19 protein-coding genes are annotated in these 21,327 nt (G+C 71.3%); 8 read left to right on the top strand and 11 right to left on the bottom strand.

Annotated features, from left to right (window positions below; translation table 11 throughout):
* Positions 1–62 precede the first annotated feature (62 nt).
* The 7 genes from ACSJD1_RS16980 to pstB all read left to right on the top strand — a co-directional run bounded on the left by ACSJD1_RS16980 (position 63) and on the right by pstB (position 8,141).
* Complete coding sequence (locus ACSJD1_RS16980) at positions 63–752, top strand: response regulator transcription factor (protein WP_438856472.1); 690 nt, start codon at positions 63–65, stop codon at positions 750–752.
* A 45-nt stretch (positions 753–797) separates the two neighbouring features.
* Positions 798–2,996: an RNA degradosome polyphosphate kinase gene (locus ACSJD1_RS16975; protein WP_438856471.1), complete on the top strand. Its 2,199-nt coding sequence runs from the start codon at positions 798–800 to the stop codon at positions 2,994–2,996.
* Positions 2,993–3,937, top strand: a complete 945-nt coding sequence (locus ACSJD1_RS16970) for an NUDIX hydrolase (protein ID WP_438856470.1) — start codon at positions 2,993–2,995, stop codon at positions 3,935–3,937. The genes ACSJD1_RS16975 and ACSJD1_RS16970 overlap by 4 nt, the downstream gene beginning before the upstream one ends.
* A 182-nt stretch (positions 3,938–4,119) precedes the next feature.
* On the top strand, positions 4,120–5,214 hold the full coding sequence (locus ACSJD1_RS16965) for a phosphate ABC transporter substrate-binding protein PstS (RefSeq protein ID WP_438856469.1): 1,095 nt from the start codon (positions 4,120–4,122) through the stop codon (positions 5,212–5,214).
* A gap of 89 nt (positions 5,215–5,303) precedes the next feature.
* The gene (gene pstC, locus ACSJD1_RS16960) at positions 5,304–6,242 is read left to right on the top strand and encodes a phosphate ABC transporter permease subunit PstC (protein WP_438856468.1); all 939 of its coding nucleotides are present in this window, start codon (positions 5,304–5,306) and stop codon (positions 6,240–6,242) included.
* On the top strand, positions 6,242–7,342 hold the full coding sequence (gene pstA / locus ACSJD1_RS16955) for a phosphate ABC transporter permease PstA (RefSeq protein WP_438856467.1): 1,101 nt from the start codon (positions 6,242–6,244) through the stop codon (positions 7,340–7,342). Before pstC ends, pstA begins: the two co-directional genes overlap by 1 nt.
* Positions 7,343–7,361: 19 nt before the next feature.
* Complete coding sequence (gene pstB, locus ACSJD1_RS16950) at positions 7,362–8,141, top strand: phosphate ABC transporter ATP-binding protein PstB (protein WP_438856466.1); 780 nt, start codon at positions 7,362–7,364, stop codon at positions 8,139–8,141.
* Positions 8,142–8,223: 82 nt separating this feature from the next.
* On the opposite strand, the gene ACSJD1_RS16945 is transcribed toward pstB, so the two are convergent.
* The 10 genes from ACSJD1_RS16945 to ACSJD1_RS16900 all read right to left on the bottom strand — a co-directional run bounded on the left by ACSJD1_RS16945 (position 8,224) and on the right by ACSJD1_RS16900 (position 19,028).
* Positions 8,224–9,111 (bottom strand): aminodeoxychorismate lyase, encoded by an 888-nt coding sequence (locus tag ACSJD1_RS16945; RefSeq protein ID WP_438856465.1) that lies wholly within the window; start codon positions 9,109–9,111, stop codon positions 8,224–8,226.
* A gap of 234 nt (positions 9,112–9,345) precedes the next feature.
* The gene (locus ACSJD1_RS16940) at positions 9,346–9,984 is read right to left on the bottom strand and encodes a DNA-directed RNA polymerase subunit beta (protein ID WP_438856464.1); all 639 of its coding nucleotides are present in this window, start codon (positions 9,982–9,984) and stop codon (positions 9,346–9,348) included.
* Positions 9,985–10,075: 91 nt separating this feature from the next.
* Positions 10,076–10,546 carry a hypothetical protein gene (locus ACSJD1_RS16935; RefSeq protein WP_438856463.1) on the bottom strand — a complete coding sequence of 157 codons (471 nt, stop codon included), beginning with the start codon at positions 10,544–10,546 and terminating at the stop codon, positions 10,076–10,078.
* Between the two features lie 450 nt (positions 10,547–10,996).
* Positions 10,997–12,451, bottom strand: coding sequence for a phytoene desaturase family protein (locus ACSJD1_RS16930; RefSeq protein ID WP_438856462.1), 1,455 nt, complete (start codon positions 12,449–12,451; stop codon positions 10,997–10,999).
* Positions 12,452–12,734: 283 nt separating this feature from the next.
* Positions 12,735–13,784, bottom strand: a complete 1,050-nt coding sequence (locus ACSJD1_RS16925) for an LLM class F420-dependent oxidoreductase (protein WP_438856461.1) — start codon at positions 13,782–13,784, stop codon at positions 12,735–12,737.
* A 71-nt stretch (positions 13,785–13,855) separates the two neighbouring features.
* Positions 13,856–14,728 carry an anti-sigma factor gene (locus tag ACSJD1_RS16920; RefSeq protein WP_438856460.1) on the bottom strand — a complete coding sequence of 291 codons (873 nt, stop codon included), beginning with the start codon at positions 14,726–14,728 and terminating at the stop codon, positions 13,856–13,858.
* Positions 14,725–15,315 carry an ECF RNA polymerase sigma factor SigK gene (gene sigK / locus ACSJD1_RS16915; RefSeq protein WP_438856555.1) on the bottom strand — a complete coding sequence of 197 codons (591 nt, stop codon included), beginning with the start codon at positions 15,313–15,315 and terminating at the stop codon, positions 14,725–14,727. The genes ACSJD1_RS16920 and sigK overlap by 4 nt, the downstream gene beginning before the upstream one ends.
* A gap of 183 nt (positions 15,316–15,498) precedes the next feature.
* Positions 15,499–16,851 carry an adenylate/guanylate cyclase domain-containing protein gene (locus tag ACSJD1_RS16910; protein ID WP_438856459.1) on the bottom strand — a complete coding sequence of 451 codons (1,353 nt, stop codon included), beginning with the start codon at positions 16,849–16,851 and terminating at the stop codon, positions 15,499–15,501.
* Positions 16,848–18,218: an adenylate/guanylate cyclase domain-containing protein gene (locus tag ACSJD1_RS16905; protein ID WP_438856458.1), complete on the bottom strand. Its 1,371-nt coding sequence runs from the start codon at positions 18,216–18,218 to the stop codon at positions 16,848–16,850. The genes ACSJD1_RS16910 and ACSJD1_RS16905 overlap by 4 nt, the downstream gene beginning before the upstream one ends.
* Positions 18,219–18,338: 120 nt before the next feature.
* The gene (locus ACSJD1_RS16900; protein WP_438856457.1) at positions 18,339–19,028 is read right to left on the bottom strand and encodes a DedA family protein; all 690 of its coding nucleotides are present in this window, start codon (positions 19,026–19,028) and stop codon (positions 18,339–18,341) included.
* A 129-nt stretch (positions 19,029–19,157) separates the two neighbouring features.
* Here ACSJD1_RS16900 and ACSJD1_RS16895 point away from each other — a divergent pair, with 129 nt between their 5' ends.
* Positions 19,158–20,336, top strand: a complete 1,179-nt coding sequence (locus tag ACSJD1_RS16895) for a MarP family serine protease (RefSeq protein WP_438856456.1) — start codon at positions 19,158–19,160, stop codon at positions 20,334–20,336.
* 57 nt (positions 20,337–20,393) lie between these two features.
* On the opposite strand, the gene ACSJD1_RS16890 is transcribed toward ACSJD1_RS16895, so the two are convergent.
* Positions 20,394–21,320, bottom strand: coding sequence for an aldose 1-epimerase family protein (locus tag ACSJD1_RS16890; protein ID WP_438856455.1), 927 nt, complete (start codon positions 21,318–21,320; stop codon positions 20,394–20,396).
* Between the last annotated feature and the right edge of the window lie 7 nt (positions 21,321–21,327).

Below are 21,327 nucleotides of genomic sequence, written 5' to 3'. Positions count from 1 at the left end.
TCTCGCCACCCGCCGTACGGCGTCCCGTAGTATTGACCGCACCTTACTACTGGAGGGTGTGCGTGGCGCAGCTGCTGATCCTGACGCCGGCAGCAAACGAAGACGTTCTCCCGGCCCTGTCTCTCCTGAGCCATCGGGTGCGCGTGATTCCGGCGTCACCCGATCAACTGGTGCGCGCTCCCGAGGCCGACCTCGTCTTCCTCGACGCCCGGACGAACCTCGCGGGCGCGAAGGCGCTCGCGCAGATCCTGCGCACGACCGGGCTCTCGGTGCCCCTGATCCTCGTCGTGACGGAGGGCGGGCTCACCGCGGTGACCTCCGACTGGGGCGTCGACGACGTGATCCTCGAGCACGCGGGTCCTGCCGAGATCGATGCGCGCATCAGGCTCGCACTCGGGCGGGCGCAGGCGGCCCAGCCGGCCGAGCGCATCCAGACCTCCGGCGTCGTGATCGACGAGGCCAGCTACTCGGCCAAGGTCCACGGCCGCGCGCTCGACCTGACGTACAAGGAGTTCGAGCTGCTCCGCTTCCTCGCGGCGCACCCGTCGCGCGTGTTCACGCGCGAGCAGCTGCTCAGCGAGGTCTGGGGCTACGACTACTTCGGCGGCACGCGCACGGTCGACGTGCACGTCCGTCGCCTCCGCGCGAAGCTCGGCGACCTCGACAGCCTCATCGGCACGGTGCGCAACGTCGGCTACCGCTTCAACGTCCACGAGGAGGACGAGCAGGACGCGAACGTCACCACCCGGTGACCTGCGCTTCACCACCGCGTCGCGGCCCGGTGGCATGATGTGTGGATGACTGCGGAGAGCACCCTCGACGAAGACCGCACCGCGAGCGACTTCGACGACGACTTCGAGCCGCTCGACACCGACGGCGCGCCCGAACTCCTCGCCGAGCGCTACCTCGACCGCGAACTCAGCTGGCTGGCATTCAACCAGCGCGTGCTCGAACTCGCCGAGGACCCCCGGCTGCCGGTGCTCGAACGCGCGAACTTCCTCGCCATCTTCGCCTCGAACCTCGACGAGTTCTTCATGGTCCGCGTCGCGGGCCTGAAGCGCCGCATCAACACCGGTCTCGCCGTCCCGACCAACGTCGGACGCACTCCCCACGAGGTGCTCGCCGACATCTCGCAGAAGGCGCACGTGCTGCAGTCGCGCCACGCCGCCGCCTACCAGGAGCTCGTGAAGCCGGCGCTCGCGGAGGCCGGCATCCGCGTCGTCTCGTGGGGCGAACTCGACGAGTCGCACCGGGAGCACCTGCACGGCTACTTCAGCTCGCAGATCTTCCCGGTGCTCATGCCGCTGGCGGTCGATCCCGCCCACCCGTTCCCGTACATCTCCGGCCTCTCGCTGAACCTCTCCGTGCGCGTGCGCAACAGCCGCACCGGGCGGCAGGAGTTCGCGCGCGTCAAGGTGCCGCAGATGCTGCCGCGATTCGTGCGCGTCGACCCGACCGAGTCGGTGGAGGACGCGCGCTACATCGCCCTCGAGGAGCTCATCTCGAACCACCTCGGCGACCTCTTCCCCGGCATGGAGGTGCTCGACCACCACGTGTTCCGCGTCACCCGCAACGAGGACGTGGAGATCGAGGAGGACGAGACCGAGAACCTGATCAAGGCGCTCGAGAAGGAGCTGCTGCGTCGACGGTTCGGCCCGCCCATCCGGCTCGAGATCTCCGACGACATGGACGACGTCACCCTCGGCCTCCTCGTCCGCGAACTGGATGTCACGGAGCAGGAGGTCTACACCCTCCCCTCGCCGCTCGACCTCGGCGGGCTCTTCGACCTCGCGCGCATCGACCGGCCGGAGCTGCACTATCCGACGCACGTGCCGACCACCAACGTGCAGCTGCAGCCGTCGGAGCCGAACCGGCAGGCCGACATCTTCGCCGCGGTCGCCGAGAAGGACGTGCTGCTGCACCACCCCTACGAGTCGTTCGCGACGAGCGTGCAGGCGTTCCTCGAGCAGGCCGCCGCCGACCCCGACGTGCTCGCGATCAAGCAGACCCTCTACCGCACGTCGGGCGACAGCCCGATCGTGGAGGCGCTGATCGACGCCGCCGAGGCCGGCAAGCAGGTCCTCGCGCTCGTCGAGATCAAGGCGCGCTTCGACGAGGCCGCCAACATCACGTGGGCGCGCAAGCTCGAGAAGGCCGGCGTGCACGTCGTCTACGGCCTCGTGGGGCTCAAGACCCACTGCAAGCTCGCACTCGTCATCCGCCAGGAGAAGGACGGGCTGAAGCACTACAGCCACATCGGCACGGGCAACTACAACCCGAAGACGAGCCGCATCTACGAGGACCTCGGACTGCTCACCGCCGACGACCAGGTCGGGAAGGACCTCACCAGGCTCTTCAACGAGCTCTCCGGCTATGCGATCGAGAAGAAGTTCAAGCGCCTCCTCGTCGCGCCGCTGCACCTGCGCAAGGGGCTCCTCAAGCTCATCGCGCAGGAGACGCGCAACGCGCAGGAGGGCCGGCCCGCCGGCATCCGGATCAAGGTCAACTCGATGGTCGACGAGGCCATCATCGACGCGCTCTACCGCGCGTCGAACGAGGGCGTGCCGGTGGAGGTCTGGGTGCGCGGCATCTGCAGCCTGCGGCCCGGCATCCCCGGCCTGAGCGAGAACATACGGGTCCGGTCCATCCTCGGTCGCTACCTCGAGCACTCGCGCATCTTCTCGTTCCGCAACGACGGCGATCCCGTGGTCTACATCGGCTCGGCCGACATGATGCACCGCAACCTCGACCGACGGGTCGAGGCGCTCGTCCGGCTGACCGACCCCGACCATATGGGTGCGATCGCCGAGCTCTTCGACGAGGCGATGGACGAGCACACGGCATCGTGGTGGCTCGACGGCGACGGCACCTGGACCAGGCACTCGACCGACGACGCCGGCCGCCCGCTCGACGACCTCCAGCACCTCCGCATCCAGCGCGTCGCGCAGCGCTCCAAGCGCGCGGCCCAGCGCGCGACGCGGGCGGCGCGCCGATGAGCCAGGTCGCCACCGCCGTCTACGCGGCCGGCGCCGTCTGCTGGCGCGTCATCGACGGGCGCATCCACGTGCTCGTCGTGCACCGCACGGTCCACGGCGACGTCACGATCCCGAAGGGCAAGGTCGACCCCGGCGAGACGCTGCCGCAGACGGCCGTCAGGGAGATCGCCGAGGAGACCGGGCTCGCCGTCGCCCTCGGAGTGCCCGTCGGCGTCTCGCGGTACCCGCTCCCGAGCGGTCGCGAGAAGATCGTGCACTACTGGGCGGCCGAGGTCACCGAGAAGGCGGTGCAGGAGTCGACGTTCCGGCCGAACTCCGAGATCGCCGCGCTCGAATGGGTCACGATCAAGCGCGCCCGCGGGTACCTCACCTACGGACCCGATCGCGAGATCCTCGACAACTTCTCCGCACTCGTCGACCAGGGCGTCACCGAGACGTTCGCGCTGATCGTGCTCCGGCACGGCAAGGCCCAGACGAGATCGGCGTGGAAGGGCGAGGACACGGCGCGCCCGCTCGTCGAGCGCGGCGTGCAGCAGGCCGCGGCGCTCGTCGACACGGTCATGGCGTGGAAGCCGAAGAAGATCGTCTCGAGTCCTGCGGTGCGGTGCGTGACGACCGTCGCCCCGCTCGCGGCGAAGACGGGGATCACGGTCAAGCGCGACGACGGCATCAGCCAGGACGCGTGGGAGGCCGGCAACGACGAGGTGCGCCGCGTGATCGGCAAGCGGGTGCGGGTCGGCAAGACCGCCGTGATCTGCGGGCACGGCCCCGTGATGCCCGAGATGATGCGCGAGATCGCCCTCGCCACCGGTACCCCGCTCGGGTCCTACGTGACCGATGCCGCGAGCCTCGAAGTCGGCGCGTTCAGCGTCGTGCACCTCTCGTCCTCGAACCCGTCGTCGGGCATCATCGCGATCGAGACGCACGCGCCGACCGTCTAGCGGGCTCCGCGAACTCCCAGCGGTTCCGTGGGGACTCCCAGCCACGGCACCCGCACCGAAAGGCCCCGTTCACCTTCCGTTCACCACCGTGGGGGACGCTCGTCACGCACGCTGGTTAGCGTCGCAGGCGGGTCGGCACCCGGCCCCGCATCCTGCAATCCAAACCCCCGGAAGGGAATCACGTGAACCTCAAGCGTTTCGCCGCGCCCGCCGTCATCGCCATGACGGCGGCCCTCGCGCTCAGCTCCTGCGCCGCGAACGAGGACGGCTCGGGCGACCCCGCCGCCTCGGAGTCGACGCTCTCCGGCAACCTCGTCGGCGCGGGCGCGTCGTCGCAGGACTCGGCTCAGCAGGCGTGGATCGCCGGCTTCCAGACCGCGAACCCCGACGTGACCATCGACTACGATCCCTCGGGCTCCGGCGCCGGTCGCGACACGTTCCTCTCGGGCGCCAGCGACTACGCGGGCTCCGACCGCGCGTTCAACGACGAGGAGATCGCCGCGGGCGGCTTCGAGAAGTGCGCGCCCGACACGACCATCGTCGAGCTCCCGCTCTACATCTCGCCGATCGCCGTGATCTTCAACCTCGAGGGCGTCGACAGCCTCAACCTCGACCCCGCCACCATCGCGGGCATCTTCGCGGGTCAGATCACGAACTGGAACGACCCCGCCATCGCCGCCACCAACGAGGGCGTCGAGCTCCCCGACCAGGCCATCACCCCGGTCCACCGCTCCGACGACTCGGGCACCACCGAGAACTTCACCGACTACCTCGGTGCCGCCGCGCCCGACGTGTGGACGTACGAGGCCGACGGCGTGTGGCCGTTCGAGGGCGGCGAGGGCGCCCAGGGCACCTCGGGCGTCGTCGACGCGGTCACCAACGGCACGGGCACCATCGGCTACGCCGACGCGTCGCGCGCCGGCGACCTCGGCACCGTCGCGGTCGGCGTGGGCGGCGAGTTCGTCGAGTACTCTCCCGAGGCGGCTGCGGCCATCGTCGACGCCTCGCCGTTCGTCGAGGGCCGTGACGACCACGACCTCGCGATCGAGCTCGACCGCACCTCGGAGGAGGCCGGCGTCTACCCGATCGTCCTCGTCAGCTACCTCATCGCCTGCCAGGAGTACGCCGAGCCCGAGAACGTCGAGCTCGTGAAGGCGTACCTGTCCTACATCGCCAGCCCCGAGGGCCAGGACGTCGCGGCCGAGGCCGCCGGCTCGGCCCCGATCTCCGACTCGCTCCGCGACTCGGTCGTCGCTGCGATCGACTCGATCCAGTAAGTGGTTCGTGCCCGGCTCCGGTAGCTTCAGCAGCAACCGGGGCCGGGCACGGCCATGTCCCTCGCACCATTGACCGGAGGATCTCCCTGATGACCACCGCAGCCGCGCCGATCCGGGCGAAGCAGCGCCCAGGCGACCGCGTCTTCTCCAAGTCGGCGGTCTTCGCCGGCTCGATGATCCTCGTCACGCTCGCCGCGGTCGCGACGTTCCTCATCGTCCAGAGCATCCCCGCACTCTTCGCCGACAGCGAGGACGCGTCGATCCTCGACACGAACTTCTGGGCCTACGTCGGCCCCCTCGTCTTCGGGACGATCTGGGCCGCCGCCCTCGCGCTGATCATCGCGCTGCCGATCTCGATCGGCATCGCGCTGTTCATCTCCCACTACGCACCGCGCCGGCTCGCCTCGGTGCTCGGCTACATCGTCGATCTCCTCGCCGCCGTCCCGTCCGTCGTGTTCGGCCTGTGGGGCATCGGCGTGCTCGCACCGGCCGTCCAGCCGCTCTACTCCTGGCTGGTGGACAACCTCGGCTGGTTCCCCCTCTTCGCGGGCCCGGTCTCCGGCACCGGCCGCACCATCCTCACCGCGGGACTCGTGCTCGCCGTCATGATCATCCCGATCATCACCGCGATCTCGCGCGAGGTCTTCCTCCAGACGCCGGTCCTCCACGAGGAGGCCGCGCTCGCGCTCGGCGCCACCAGGTGGGAGATGATCCGCACCGCGGTGCTCCCCTTCGGCCGTCCCGGAATCATCTCGGCCGCGGTGCTGGGCCTCGGCCGGGCACTCGGCGAGACGATGGCGGTCGCCATGGTGCTCTCGGCCACCGGGGCCGTCACCTTCCAGCTGCTGACGTCGGTCAACCCGTCGACGATCGCGGCGAACATCGCCCTGAGCTTCCCCGAGGCGTACGGCATCAACGTCAACGTCCTCATCGCGACGGGCCTCATCCTCTTCATCGTCACCTTCGCGGTGAACGCGATCGCCCGCTGGATCGTCGCGCGCCGTGCCGAGTTCTCGGGAGCGAACTGATGACCACGACGATCACCCCTCCCGAGACCCGCGGGCCGGCCGCCGCGCCGGTCAGCAACTCGCTGACCGCCGGCAAGCTGCCGAACGGTGCGCCGTGGATGGTGCTCGGCGCGAGCCTGCTCGTATCGGCCGGACTCTTCGGCGTCATCGCGTTCGGCGGAGCCGAGTTCAACTGGGTCGGCACGTTCGTCGTCGCCGCACTCGTCTACGTGGCGACGATCACCCTGCTCTCGCGGATCGTCGAGGGATCACGGCGCGCCACCGACCGATTCGTGACCGCACTGGTCACCGGGGCGTTCCTGCTCGCGATGATCCCGCTGATCTCCCTCTCGATCACGGTCGTGACCTTCGGTCTGAACCGCTTCGACGCCGAGTTCTTCTCGTACTCGATGCGCAATGTCACGGGCGAGGGCGGCGGTGCCCTGCACGCGATCGTCGGCACGGTGCTCATGACCGGAACGGCGGCGCTGATCTCGATCCCGATCGGCCTGATGACCTCGATCTACCTCGTCGAGTACGGCCGCGGCCGTCTCGCCCGCGGGATCACGTTCCTCGTCGACGTCATGACCGGCATCCCGTCGATCGTCGCCGGACTCTTCGCCTACGCGCTCTTCGCGATCTTCTGGGGCCCCGGCACGCGGACCGGCATCGCCGGTGCCGTCGCCCTCGCGGTCCTGATGATCCCCGTGGTGGTGCGATCCAGCGAGGAGATGCTGCGCCTCGTCCCCGTCGAGCTCCGCGAGGCCGCCTACGCCCTCGGCGTGCCGAAGTGGCTGACGATCGTGAAGGTCGTGCTGCCCACCTCGATCGCCGGCATCACGACGGGCATCATGCTCGCGATCGCCCGCGTGATCGGCGAGACCGCGCCGCTGCTCATCGCCGCCGGATTCACGAACAGCATGAACTACGACATGTTCGAGGGTCGCATGCAGTCCCTGCCGGTCTTCGTCTACACCCAGTACGCCAACCAGGGGAACCCGCCCGAGGCGTACATCGATCGCGCGTGGGCGGCCGCCCTCACGCTCATCCTCATCGTCATGGTGCTGAACCTCGTCGCCCGACTCGTCGCGCGGTTCTTCGCCCCCAAGTACGGTCGCTGACCCCCAGATAGGAACCACAGTGTCCAAGCGCATCGAAGTCCGAGACCTGAACGTCTACTACAGCAAGTTCCTCGCCGTCGAAGGCGTCTCGCTCGAGATCGAGCCCCGGAGCGTCACGGCGTTCATCGGCCCGTCGGGCTGCGGCAAGTCGACCTTCCTCCGCACCCTCAACCGCATGCACGAGGTCATCCCCGGCGCACGCGTCGAGGGCGAGGTGCTGATCGACGGCAACAACCTCTACGACCCCGAGGTCGACCCGGTGCTCGTGCGACGCCAGGTCGGCATGGTGTTCCAGCGTCCGAACCCGTTCCCGACGATGTCGATCAAGGAGAACGTGCTCGCCGGCGTGAAGCTGAACAACAAGCGGATCTCGAAGTCCGACGCCGACGACCTCGTGGAGCAGTCGCTGCGCGGCGCGAACCTGTGGGAGGAGGTCAAGGACCGCCTCGACCGCCCGGGCTCCGGCCTGTCGGGCGGCCAGCAGCAGCGCCTCTGCATCGCCCGCGCGATCGCGGTCTCGCCCGAGGTCATCCTGATGGACGAGCCGTGCTCGGCCCTCGACCCGATCTCGACGCTCGCGATCGAGGACCTCATCGAGGAGCTCAAGCAGGAGTACACGATCGTGATCGTGACCCACAACATGCAGCAGGCCTCGCGGGTCTCCGACAAGACCGCCTTCTTCAACATCGCGGGCACGGGCAAGCCCGGCAAGCTCATCGAGTACGACGAGACGACGACGATCTTCTCGAACCCGTCGGAGAAGGCCACGGAGGACTACGTCTCCGGCCGCTTCGGTTGATCCTCGCTCGATCCACGCCCGGCGCCTCATGGCCCGGTCCCCGCTCGGGGCCCGGGCCATCGTCGTACGGCCGGCGTGCTGCTCAGTCGCGGGGGCTGAGGAGGTACGCGTTCAGCGCGGCGGTCTCGTCGACGTCGACGGGGAGCGCGGCGCCGTCGAGCTCGGCGATCGGCGCCGCCATCCGCACGCTCGACACCAGCCACGCGGCATCCGCTCGCCGCAGCTCGTCGAGCTCGAGGTCTCGGTACGCGACCCTGCGCCCCTGCCCTTCGAGATGCGCGAAGATGCTGCGCTGGGTCGTGCCGTGCAGGATGCCGGCGGCCGGCGGCGGCGTGACGAACTCGTCCCCGATCCGCGCGATCACGCTCGAGGTGGGGCCTTCGAGCACGAATCCGTCCGATGAGACGAACAGCGCATCGTCGGCCCCGCGCCGCTTGGCCTCGCGGATCGCGGCCATGTTCGCCGCGTAGCTCAGGGTCTTCGCGCCGAGCAGCAGCCACGGCGCCCGCTCCCCCGCGCCGCGCGCGACGCCCCGGTCGAGGCTGACGACCCGGATGCCGCGTTCCCGCGCCGCGGCGAAGTCGGCGCCCGGGGTGACGTGCACCCACCCCGTGGGCGTGGTGCCGGGGTCGACGCCGCGGCTGAGCGCGATCTTCAACGCGTACTCGCCCTCGGCGGGCACGCGCTCGGCGGCGCGGCGGATGACGAGGCGCCACTGCTCGAGGTTCGGCTCGGGCAGCTCGGTCAGGCGCGCCGAATTCGCCAGGCGCGCGAGGTGCGGCCCGATCTCCTGCACGTGGCCGTCGATCACGGCGAGGGTCTCGAAGATCCCGTCGCCGCGATGCGGCGCGAGGTCGTTGACCGCGAGTGCGCCGGAACCCGGCTCGATCTCGCGGAACGACGCCTCGAGGAACTCGGGCGACGCATCGACGGGCAACGGGTCGACCAGGAACGAGACGGTGTCGGCCATGCTCCGATGCTACGCCGGAGGGGCGAGCGGAGTCGGACAGCCGCGCGTCGGGACCCGCCATCGCCGGTCGGCGGCGCTCGGACACGGAGATGGCCGGCCGCAGAACGCCTCTCGGCGCGAGGCCGCTCGAAGCGGCGAATATTGGAGCCCGGGGTTACTGCGACCGGCCACGAACAGTCTAAACGAGGTCGGTCGCGGGTCTATTCCCGGGGCCGGTCGCAGCGGTCGCGCGCGTCAGTCGAGGCTGTCGTGCCGCCAGAGCCGGGCGCAGGCGGCGAGTTCCTCGGCCAGCGACGAGAGGCGGAGGGCGCGCTGGGTGAGGATCCCCGGCCGGTCGGGGTGCGCGGCATCCGAGGCATCCGCATCGTCGGCGAGGCTCGCGAAGCCGGCGGACGCGACCCGGCAGAACGCCGTCGCGCGCTCGAGTGCCGCGGCGAAGTCGCCCGCGAACACGCCGCGCAGGATCGTGTCGGCGAGTTCACGCACCTCGGCGGGTCCGGCGGGCGTCGGCGCGCCCGCGACGACCTGGTCGATCGTGTGCGAGACCTCGGTGCCGCGCTGGAAGGCGAGGCTCACGCCCTGCGCATCCTGTCGGATCATGGTGCGCAGCAGGTAGATGCGCCAGAGCGCCCCCGGAAGGCTCTTCGGCGACGCCTGCGACCACAGCTCGGCGATCGCGTCGATGCCGTGCTCGTCGGTGTACGACACCAGCCGCGCGACGACCTCGGGATCGGGGTCGTCCCGCACTCGGGACAGGACCGCCGCCGCGGTGTCGTGGGCGACCCGGCTCACGTACGCCGGATCATCGGCGCCGAGGTACCCCTCGAACATGCGCGGCGGGAAGCGCGTGGGGCGGTGGAAGTCTGCGGTCATCGCGGACACGATACCCCGGCGGCCAGGGAACCGCCCGGGGTCGCGCGGGTGTTCCGCGGGGAGCGGAATCGCGCCGAGCCGCGGTTTATCATCAGCTTGCGGCCGACTGCATCGCTCCTCGGAGGAGCGTTGATCGCCAGTCGGACCCCATCCGCTCGTAGGTGACGATCGCGTGGCAGTTCCGACACCGTACATCGCACTTCGCGATCTCATCGAAGACCCGCTCCCATGAGTACGCCGCCTTGGCGAGCTTCATCACCTCCCCTGCCTTCTCCGTGCCGATTCGGTGGTCGAAGTCGAGCACGCGGATGTCTCGCTCACCACAGTCGACGCAGGGATGTTGGAGGAGGTACGCGCCGATGCGCCGAAGGTGCGCAGCCCGGGTCTTCGCCACCTGCGCCGCCACTGCCTGCCGGTGCTTCTCGAGGTTCTCGGAGTAGTAGCGTCGTGCGCGCTCGGCATTGCACGTTCGGCAGACCGACTGCAGACCATCAGGGGAACGCGTTCGCACATTGAAGTCGGTGAGCGGGAGCGATCGGTGGCACGTCGAGCACGACTTCATGATGTCCTTCCATGCGGTGAGCCAACGCTACGGTGCACCTCCGTCACCGCGCGGTCCACCGCTCGCCCGACCGACGGGTGGCCCCGGAGAGCGGGTTCTGCGCCTGTTAGGGTGGGTCTGCCCCTATAGCTCAGTTGGTTAGAGCAACGGACTTCAACAGAACACAGGAGCGTCATCGCAGAAATGCGGTGGATGTACGCCGCTATATGCTGGAACCCCCTGAGAGCCCGAGGTACTCGCCCGACTGGGCAGTGACAATCCGAGGGATTGGGCGATCAGCAGGTAACCGAAAGGGAACCTCAGAGACTACACGCGGCGCACCTGACCGGCTCGGCCGAAGGTGAAGATATAGTCCAGACTGCAAGCCGTTCGCGGTGGCTGGGGAAACCCAGTGCAGCAGGTTAATCCGTGGGTCCAGGGTTCGAGTCCCTGTGGGGGCACCACGACGCATCATGGCGCGAGCCGCGGCATTCCCAGCCCGAACTCGCGTCGGAGCGCGCTCGCAGCAGCGTGCCAGCCGGCGAGGCCGTGCACGCCCGGCCCGGGCGGCGTGGAGGCCGAGGCGAGGTAGACGCCGGAGAGCGGCGTGCGCCACGGGTCGGGCGAGAGCACGGGGCGACGCACGAGCTGAGTCAGCGACGGTGCACCCGAGGCGATGTCGCCGCCGATGTAGTTGGCGTTCTCGGCCTGCATCTGCGCGGCCGATCGCGACGACGACGCGAGCACGAGGTCGCGGAAGCCGGGCGCGAAGCGCTCGATCTGCCGGATGACGGCCTCGGTCGGGTCGAGCGTCGACCCGGCGGGCACGTGCGTGTACGTCCAGAGCACGTGCCGACCGGCGGGGGCGCGCGAGTCGTCGAGCGTCGACGGCTGCGACACCAGCACGTACGGTGACGACGGATGCCGCCCTCGCGCCACCTCGCGCTCGCCGGCGGCGATCTCCGCCCGCGTGCCCCCGAGGTGCAGCGTCCCGGCCCGCGCCAGGTCGGGGTTCGCCCAGGGCACCGGCCCCGCGAGCGCGAAGTCGACCTTCGCGGCCGCGTTGCCGTACCGGAATCCGCGCAGCGCGCGGCGGTACCGCCACGGAAGCCGGTCTCCGGCGAGCCGCTCGAGCGCGCGGGGGGTCACATCGAGCAGGACGGCGCGGGCGGGCGGCAGCGCCGCGAGGTCGTCGATCGCGGCATCCGTCACCAGCTCGCCGCCGTGCGCGACGAGGTCGTCGACGAGCGCGCCCACGATCGCCCCGCTCCCGCCGACCGGGATCGGCCATCCGCGCGCGTGCGCGTGCATCGTCAGCACGAGCGCCGTGCCCGCCGTTCCGAGGCTCGGAAGCGGGCGGATCGCGTGCGCCGCGACCCCCGTGAGCATCGCCGGCGCGAGGTCGTCGCCGAACCGGAGGCTCCATGCGGGCGTGCCCTGCTCGATCGCCCGCAGTCCGAAGCGGGCGGCGACGAGCGGATGCCGCGGCACGCGCACGAGCGACGACCCCGTGAATTCGGTCACGGCCTCCTCGCGCGCGACGAGCGGTGCGATGAGACGTCGGTAGGCGCGGCCGTCGCGACCGAGGCCGTCGACCGTGCGCTCGAGGTCGTGCCAGGCGAGGCCCGCGCGCGCGCCGTCGAGCGGGTGGCCGAAGGAGAGTTCGGGCACGCGGAGCTCGATGCGCCGGTCGAGCCCGAAGGCCCGGAAGAACGGCGACGCCAGCGCCATCGGGTGCACGGCCGAGCACACGTCGTGACGGAAGCCCGGGAGGGTCAGCTCCGCCGTCCGGGCACCGCCGCCGGGATGGGCCGCGGCCTCGAACACCTGCACGGACAGGCCGGCTCGTGCGAGCGTCACCGCGGCGGCGAGCCCGTTCGGGCCCGACCCCACCACGACCGCGTCGACGGCTCCGCTCCGGGTCATCCGACCTCCCCGTCCGCGGGGGCGCGTGCTCCGCGGTCGGCACCATGATGCCACGCGTCCGGCGCATCGCCGCGAGCGGCGGACCGGGGCACCGCCGTGGGGGATCGGAGACGTGCTGGGCTCCGATGCCCCGACGCGGCGGCTCCTCCCCAGGTGTCCCCTTCCGCACGGCCACGTGCGGTGGACCGAGCGTACGTCGACGGACCGACGCTGGGAACACCCTCGAAGTGGGGACTGGACATGCGACCGCGCGAATCGCGGCGAGCAGCGACCGCGGCCCGGGTCAGCCGACGATGCGGCGAAGCCCAGCCATGAGCGCGAGTCGCTCCTCCGCGCTGCGCCCGAGCGGTGTCACGTTCATGGTCGTGACCCCTGCGCGCACGAACGCCTCGACGCGTTCGGCGACCTCGGCCGGCGTGCCGATGAGCGAGATCGCACGCACGAGCTCGTCGGGCACGGCGGCGATCGCCTCCTCGCGATGGCCGTCGAGGTAGAGGTCCTGGATCCGCTCGGCCTCGGCCGCGAAGCCGTAGCTCGCGATGAGGTCGTTGTAGAAGTTCTTGCCGCGAGCGCCCATGCCGCCGATGTAGAGGCCGAGGTTCGGCTTGACCGCCGCGATCGCGGCCTCGACGAGCTCGGGTCGATCGGTGATGGCGAGTGCGGGGCTCGCGAACACGTCGAGGGCCCCGAGCTCGGGAGCGCGTCGCGCGCGCCCGGCCTCGAGCGCCGCACCCCAGACGTCGCCGGCCCGCTCCGGGTGGAAGAACATCGGCAGCCAGCCCTCGGCGATCTCGGCGGTCTGCTCGACCGACTTCGGTCCGAGCGAGGCGATCGTGATCGGGATGCGCTCGCGCACCGGCTCGTTGATGAGCTTCAGCGGCTTGCCGAGGCCTGTGCCCTGGCCGGCCGGGAGCGGGATGCGGTAGTTCCGCCCCTCGTGCACGACGCGTTCGCGCCGCCACACCGTGCGGCAGATCTCGACGATCTCGCGCATGCGGCCGAGGGGCGCGTCGTAGGGCACGCCGTGGAAGCCCTCGATGACCTGCGGCCCCGAGGCGCCGATGCCGAGCTCGAACCGGCCCTCCGAGACGTAGTCGAGTCCGGCGGCGGTCATGGCGGTGAGCGACGGCGTGCGGGTGTAGAGCTGCAGGATGCCGCTCATGAGCGTCATGCGCGAGGTGCGGGCGGCGAGGAAGCCGAGCTGGCTCACCGCATCGAACGAGTAGACCTCGGGGACCACCACGAGGTCGACGCCAGCTCGTTCGAGTTCGGCGACCTCGGCGGCGGCCTCGCGGAAGCCGCCCGCGTAGCTCAGGAACATGCCGATGCGCATGCGTCACTCCTCGTCGTCGGGGGTGGTGGTGATATCGGGCGCGCAGCCCCCTCAGACCCTAGTCGACGCGGTCAGGTCTCGACGACGACGATCGGGTCGGTGGTCGGCGCCTCCGACCCGCCGGCGGGTTCGACGGTCATGCCGACCACGACGCCCGAAGAGAACTCCCCGTCGAGCACGACGTAGGCGGCGCCGCCGTCGGGATCGAACGTCCCGGCGGCGCGCGCGCCGGCCTCGTCGATGTACCAGAGCTCGTACGTCGACTCGGCGCCGACATCGGGCAGGTCGGACGCGCTCAGGGCCGAACGGCCGAGTTCGGCGGACCACACGATCGTCACCTCGCCACCCCCGGCCGACGCGACGGTGACGGATTCGGCGTCGGGTGCGGCGGCGATCGCATCGACGGCGCGCTGCGCACCCCAACCCGCGGGTCCGGGCCAGTTCAATCCCACCACGGCGCCGGCGATCACCAGCACGGCCGCCGCCGCGGCGGCGACGATCGCGGCCGGGCGCTGGAACCAGCGTCGTCGTGCGGCGCGTTCCACGGGTCCGGCGACGGATGGCCCCAGGTCGCCCCGGTCCTCTGCCGGCGTGAGCGACGCGGCCGCGGGTTCGGGTGCGGCCGCGGGTTCAGGTCGGACGGCGCGTGCGGGCACCGGTGCGACCGGGTCGGCCGACCTGGCCGGGACCTGCGGCACCGCGTCGAGCCGGTCGAGGATCGAGGCCTTCATGGCCGGCGGCGGTTCGACGGGTGGGGCGGCGTCGGCGAGCGCAGCGGCCGCTTCGCGAAGGGCCGCGAGCTCGGCGCGGAGCTCCGGCGATTCGGCGAGTCGCGCCTCGACTCGCGCACGCTCATCGTCTGTCACCGCGTCGAGCGCGTAGGCGGCGAGCAGCTCCTCGGGCTCGTCCGCGCCCCCGCCCTGCGGGAAATCGGCGTCGGTCATGTGCTCACCCCCATCACGCGGCGCAGCCGGATCATGCCGTCGCGCATCCGTGTCTTCACGGTGCCGAGCGGCACGTCGAGCCGTTCGGCGATCTCGGCCTGCGTCAGCCCCCCGTAGTACGCCAGTTCCACGCACTCGCGCTGCGGGTCGCTGAGTTCGGCGAGCGCGACGTGCGCTCGCTCGTGGTCGAGGCGCACCTCGACCACCTCGGCGACGCTGTCCACGGGCACGTCGAGGTCGCGCGCTCCGATGCGGGCGTCGCGGTCGCGGGCGGACTGCGACGAGCGCACGCGATCGACGGCGCGACGGTGGGCGAGCGTGAACATCCACGAGATCGCCGAGCCCCGCGCGGCATCGAATCGCGGCGCCGTCTGCCACACCTCGAGGAACACGTCCTGGGCGACCTCCTCGGCCTGGGCCGGGTCGATCACGATGCGACGCACCAGCCCGAGGATGCGCGCCGCGGTGCGGTCGTAGAGCGCGCCGAACGCCGCCCGGTCGCCCGTGCCGCTCGCGACGAGCAGGTCGTCGAGGGTCGGGTCGGATGCCGCTGGCCCGTGCTCGGCGTCCGTCACGCGTCCCAGCATGGCAGACGGGGCCGGCCGGCGCCGCACCACGACCGGCGCCATGCGTCGCGTCGCCACGACCGCGATCGGGGCCTGGGCGAGGGTCATGCGGTGCTCCTGCGGTGTGCGGGGAGGGTCGACGGTGATTCGTCGCGCAGCCCCGCGTGGATTGCCTCGACGCCGCGCCGCATGCGCCCGCCGCCCTCAGCTCCGACGCGCCTCGGCCCCGTCGGGTCCGTCGATGCAGTACCAGAGCCGCCAGCGGTCGGGCACGCCCTTCAGGTCGCGCTCCCCCGCTGGCTCGAAGGCGAACGGGAATCCGAGCAGGAGCGAGCGGACGGTGTCGCTGACCATGATGCGACCGGGATCGGCGGCCGCGCAGATGCGCGCCGCGGCGTGCACTGCGAGTCCGACGAGGTCGTCGCCGCGGATGATGAGCTCGCCCGAGTGCACCCCGATACGCAGTTCGAGGCCGAGCGCTGCGGCCGACTCGAGCGCCTGCGTGGCGAAGTGCAGCGCGGACGACGGCAGGGGGAAGGTCGCGACGATCCCGTCCCCGGTGGTGTTGGCCTCGGTGCCCGAGAACCGGGCGATGGATCGTCGCAGCGCCTCGTCGTGCGAGGCGAGGATGCTGCGCCAGCGTTCGTCGCCGGTCCTCGCGAGGGCGGCCGTCGACCCGACGATGTCGGTGAAGACGGTCGTCAGCACGTCGCGGCGGCCTCCGCTGCGGGTGCCGGTCAGGAACTCCTCCATCTCGTCGACGAGGGCGCCGTCCGGGAGGATCGCCGGCAGTGCCGAGGACCGGCGGACGAGTTGCAGCCGCCCCTCGGGCAGAGCGTCGGCCAGCCAACGCATGGGGGCCTCGTCGATCGCCTCGAGCGCGGTGTCGTGGAGCACGAGCACCGGGGCGCGCACGTCGGCGAGGTACGGTCGGATGTCGATGGCGACGATGGCCTCGGCGAGCCGCCGCGCGGCGGTCGGCGTCGCCGACATGCTCTCGTACCGCTCCCACCAGGCGACGAGTCGCTCCGCACCCTCCGCCTGCCAGAACTGCCGCACGACGAGCCCCCGCCCCCACTCGGCCGGCTCGAGTCCCGCCATGAGGCTCGCGATCCATGCCGCATTCAGCGTCCACGGGAAGTCGGCGTCGGCGTGGCCGACGGCGAAGGCCTCGTACACGATGACGGCGTCGATGCGTTCCGGATGTCGCGCAGCGGCGACGAGCGCCGTCGCCCCGCCGTCGAACCAGCCGATGATCGCCGCTCGCGTGCTGCCGGCGGCATCGAGGATCGCGACGAGGTCGTCGGCGCGATCCTCGACGGTCGCGTCGAGCCCGCCTCGATCGGAGAGTCCCGTGCCGCGCTTGTCGAACAGGATCACGCGGGCACCGAGCGCCTGCAGCCGCTCGATGAACTCGAGGTGCTCGGGGAGCTCGCAGAACACGTCGACGTTCGAGATGAACGCGAACGCGAGCACGATGTCGCGCTCGCCCTCCCCGAAGACCTTGTAGGCGAGGTCGACGCCGTCGCGGACGGCGTATCGGGTGGCCGGGATCACGATCCGGCTCCACGACCACCTCGGGGGCTGTCCACGCGATCAGGGTAGCCCGCCAGTCGGAACAACTCCCAGACGCCGGGCACGCCCTTCAGCGAGTGCGCCCCGGCCGTCTCGAAGGCGAGCCCCGAGCCCTCGACGAGCACGCGGACGGTGTCGGTGACGAGCACCTCGCCCGACCCGGCGAGCGCGGAGACGCGCGCGGCGACGTGGACGGCGATGCCCACCATGTCCTCGTCCCGGACGAGCACTTCGCCGCAGTGCACCCCGGCGCGGAGGCCGAGACCCATGGCGTCGGCGGCGGCGATCGCGTCCTGCGCGAACCGGATCGCCGACGACGGAAGCGCGAACGCGGCGACGAACCCGTCGCCCGTGGTGTTCACCTCGCGCCCGCCGAACCTCGAGAGCGACTGCCGGACCGATTCGCGATGCCCGGAGAGCCGGTTGCCCCAGCGCAGGTCGCCGGATCCGGCCAGTTCCTCGGTCGAGCCGACGATATCGGTGAACACGATGCTCGCGAGCTCGCGCCGGGCGCCGCTGCGGGTCCCCACGAGGAACTCCTCGATCTCGTCGACCAGGTCGTCCGACGGGAGGATGAACGGGGCGCCGTCGGCATGCCGGATCTCCCGGAGCCGTCCGTCGGGCAGCGTGTCGGCCAGCCAGCGGAAGGGTGCGATCGGCACGCCGGGGTAGGCGCGGTCGTGGATCACGAGAACCGGGACCTCGACCTCCGCGAGGTAGCCCCGGATGTCGAGCGCGAGCGCGTCCTCGAGCACGCGCGCCGCGCCGCTCGGCGGTGCGGAGACCCGCTCGTAGCGGATCAGCCAGTCGATCAACCTGGCGTCGCCCGCCCAATCGGGAGCCATCATGCGAGCCATCGCCGCTTGGCCCCAGCCCATCATCACGAGCTTCCGCATGGCTTTCTCGCCGAACGGCGGCGCGAAGCCCCACGGGAAGCCGGGCACGCGTCGACCGCTGGCGAGGACCTCCGCCGCGACCACGGACTCGACCCGGCCGGGGTGCCGGGCGGCCGTCACGAGGCACGTGGCGCCGCCGTCGAACCAGCCCAGCAGGACGGCGCGGGCGCTCCCCGCGGCGTCGAGCACCGCGAGCAGGTCGTCCGAGTGCTGCTCGACGCTCACCGGACCGGTGCCGCGATCGGACATGCCGGCACCGCGCTTGTCGAACAGGATCACCCGGCCGAGCGACGTGAGCCGTTCGACGAACTCGCGGTTCTCCGAAAGCTCGAAGAACGCGTCGACGTTCGACACGAGCGGGAAGGCGAGCACGAGGTCGCGAGCCCCGTCGCCGATGGCCTTGTAGGCGATATCGGCGTCTCCGCTCCGTGCGAAGACGGTGTCCGGAATCATGGCCGTGCTCCGGCGCACCGCCATCCGATCAGGTCGATGCGGTCCGGGCCACGCACGGCTCGCCCTGTCACGCCACCACGCTAGTCCTCGCACGCGGCTCCGGACAGGACCTTCCGTCGGCTAAATGCCCCCGGCGCTCTCCTCACCGCGTCCGACGCGTCGACGGTGCTCGCGGATCCGCGCGACGCGCTTGACGACGAACGCCGCGACGGCGAGCACCCCGACCGCGATGACGACCACCTGGAAGCCGTCCGCCCACGGCTCCACGACATGCCAGTTCTCGCCGAGGAGGTAGCCGGCGATGACGAACACGGTGTTCCAGATGATGCTGCCGAGCGTCGTCAGCGCGAGGAACCAGGCGATGGGCATGCGGGTCACGCCCGCTGGGATGGAGACGAGGCTGCGGAAGAGCGGGATCATCCGGCCGAAGAAGACGGCCGTACGACCGTGGCGGTCGAACCACGCCTCGGTGCGGTCGACGTCGGCGACATCCACCAGCGGCACCGCCTTCACGAGCGCGCGAGTGCGCGCGCGGCCGAGCACCGCGCCGACGAGGTAGAGCGCGAGGGCGCCGACGATCGACCCGGCCGTGGTCCACGCGAGCACCTCGACGAGCGTGAACGAGCCGCGGCTCGCGGTGAACCCGGCGAGCGGCAGGATCACCTCGCTCGGCAGCGGCGGGAAGAGGTTCTCGAGCGCGATGGCCAGGCCGGCGCCCGGGGCGCCGAGGGTCTCCATCAGCTGGACCGCCCATGCGGCGAGCCCGGTGAGCCCGGGGTCGGCGGCGGCATGCAGGGATGTCGTCGTCATGACCACGACGCTAGGCGAATCGGCTGGGCGAACAGTGGGACGGCGCCGGAGCCGGGCGTTCGCGCACCCTCAGCGCGCTCCGAGGCGGATGCGAGAGGCTGGTCGTCGGCAGATCGGAGCGAATCCCGCATGACCTGGAGCCTCGTCCTCGACATCCTGCTCGTGCTCGTCCTCCTCGGCGCGCTCGTGCACGGATGGCGCGCCGGCCTGCTCCGCACGGTCGGCGGCCTGCTCGGCCTCATCGCCGGCGGCATCGCGGCGTACATCGCGATGCCGTGGATCGTGTCGTTCGTCGCGGCGCCGGAGTGGCGGGCCCCGATCGCGATCGCGGTCGCGGTGGTGCTCCTCGTGACGGGCGCGACGCTCGGGGGTGCGATCGGCCGCGCGCTCGGCCGTGGCGCCGACGCGGTCAAGCTGGGCCCGATCGACCGCGTGCTCGGCGCGATCGTCAACACGATGGTGACCGCGTTCGTCATCGCGCTCGTCGCATCCGGCGTCGGCTCGATGGGCGTGCCGGTCGTCTCGCCCGCGGTCGCGGGCTCGTGGGTCGTGCGCGGCATCGACCAGGTCACCCCGCAACCGGCCCGCACGCTCATGGCCGAGATGCGCACCGCGGCGTTCGGCGAGGCGATCCCGTGGCTCACGGGCGTGCTCGACGGCCCGACGGTCGCACCGGAGCTCCCGTCGGGCGGTCTCGACGATCCCGAACTGGACGCGGCCGCGGCATCCGTCGTCAGGGTCACGGGGCTCGCCTTCGAGTGCGGGGGCAACCTCACCGGCTCTGGCTTCGTGGTCGCGCCGAATCGCATCGTGACGAACGCCCACGTCGTCGCGGGCGTGACGGAGCCGATCGTCGAGGCGCCGGGTCGCAGCCCGGTGCAGGGTCGCGTCGTCGCGTTCGATCCCGATGCGGACCTCGCGGTGATCGCGGTCGACGGACTCGACGTCGCCCCGCTCGAGATCGCGGACGCGCCGGGCCCCGAGACCGACGTGGCCGTCGCCGGCTACCCGTTCGGCGGCCCGCTCGAACTCCGGCCCGCCCGGATCATGGCGAACGGTCCGATCACGATCTCGATCGACGGCGACACCACGTCGCGCGACGTCGTGACCCTCGCGGCCGAGGTCGACCACGGCAACTCGGGCGGCCCGGTCCTCACCGGCGACGGCGAGGTCGGCGGCGTGGTGTTCGCGAAGTCGCAGACGGTCGACAACGTCGGCTTCGCCGTCCCGGTGGGCACGCTCGAGCCGCTCGCCGATGAGGCGCCGTCGCTCAGCGAGCGCGTCGACTCGGGCAGCTGCGCGTTCTGACGCCACGGCGGTCGCGACGGTCGGCGGCGTGCCGGCGCCGGGCGGCCGGCCCCGACCTCACTCGGCGGTGAAGCCGGCGAAGCGGATGCCCCAGCTGAGCTCCCACTGCTCGCCGGGGTCGAGCCAGCGCAGGCCCTTGCCGGAGTTGAACGCCTCGGCGGGCGCGGTCATGGGTTCGATCGCGATGGCGCGGCTCTCGCCGGGGTAGTTCTCGGTCGTGTACACCTGCACGTAGGCGAACTCGTCGTCGGCCCACACCGACACCGATCGGCCGTCGGGTGCGACGAGCGTGTGCTCGACCGTGCCGTCGACCGAGGCGACCTCGCCGAACGCGTCGTCGAGGTCGACGTCGCCGACGCGGCGCCCCTCGCGGAAGTCCCATTCGGTGCCGTCGACGGGCACTTCGCCGGTCGGGAGCAGCCGCTCGTCGACCTCGAGGTGGCTCGCGGCGTCGAGCCGCAGCACCAGGTCCTCCGTCGGCACGCCGCCGATCTTGAGGAAGGGGTGGGTGCCGACCGCGACGGGGGCGGGCTCGCCGCCGACGTTCTCGAGGAAGTGCGTGACCTTGAGCCCGTCGGAGACGAGCTCGTACCGCACCGCCGTGCGGACGAGGAACGGGTAGCCGAGCTGCGGGAAGATCGTCGCCGCGAGCGTCACCGAGTCGCGATCCTGCTCGACGGGGACGTACTCGGCGTACCGCAGCAGGCCGTGGATCGCGTTCTGCCTCGCGGGCTCGGTGATCGCGAGCTGGTACGACGTCTCACCGTGGTGCCAGATGCCGTCGCGGATGCGGTTCGGCCACGGCACGAGCACGATGCCGGAACCGGACGGCGGCGTCTGGTCCTCGCCGTAGGGCGGCACGAGGTCGATCCCGTTGATGGTCAGCGTGCGCAGGCCCGCGGCGACGGCGGTGATCGTCGCACGGACGTCGCCGGTGGAGGTGGTCGTCTCGAGCTCGAACTGATCGCCCGTGGGGAGATTCATGCACACC

It is taken from the genome of Agromyces excoecariae, assembly GCF_051715505.1.
Lineage (GTDB): Bacteria > Actinomycetota > Actinomycetes > Actinomycetales > Microbacteriaceae > Agromyces.
The sequence above is the reverse complement of the archived record's forward strand: the minus strand, read 5'-3'. Positions and strand labels throughout refer to the sequence as shown.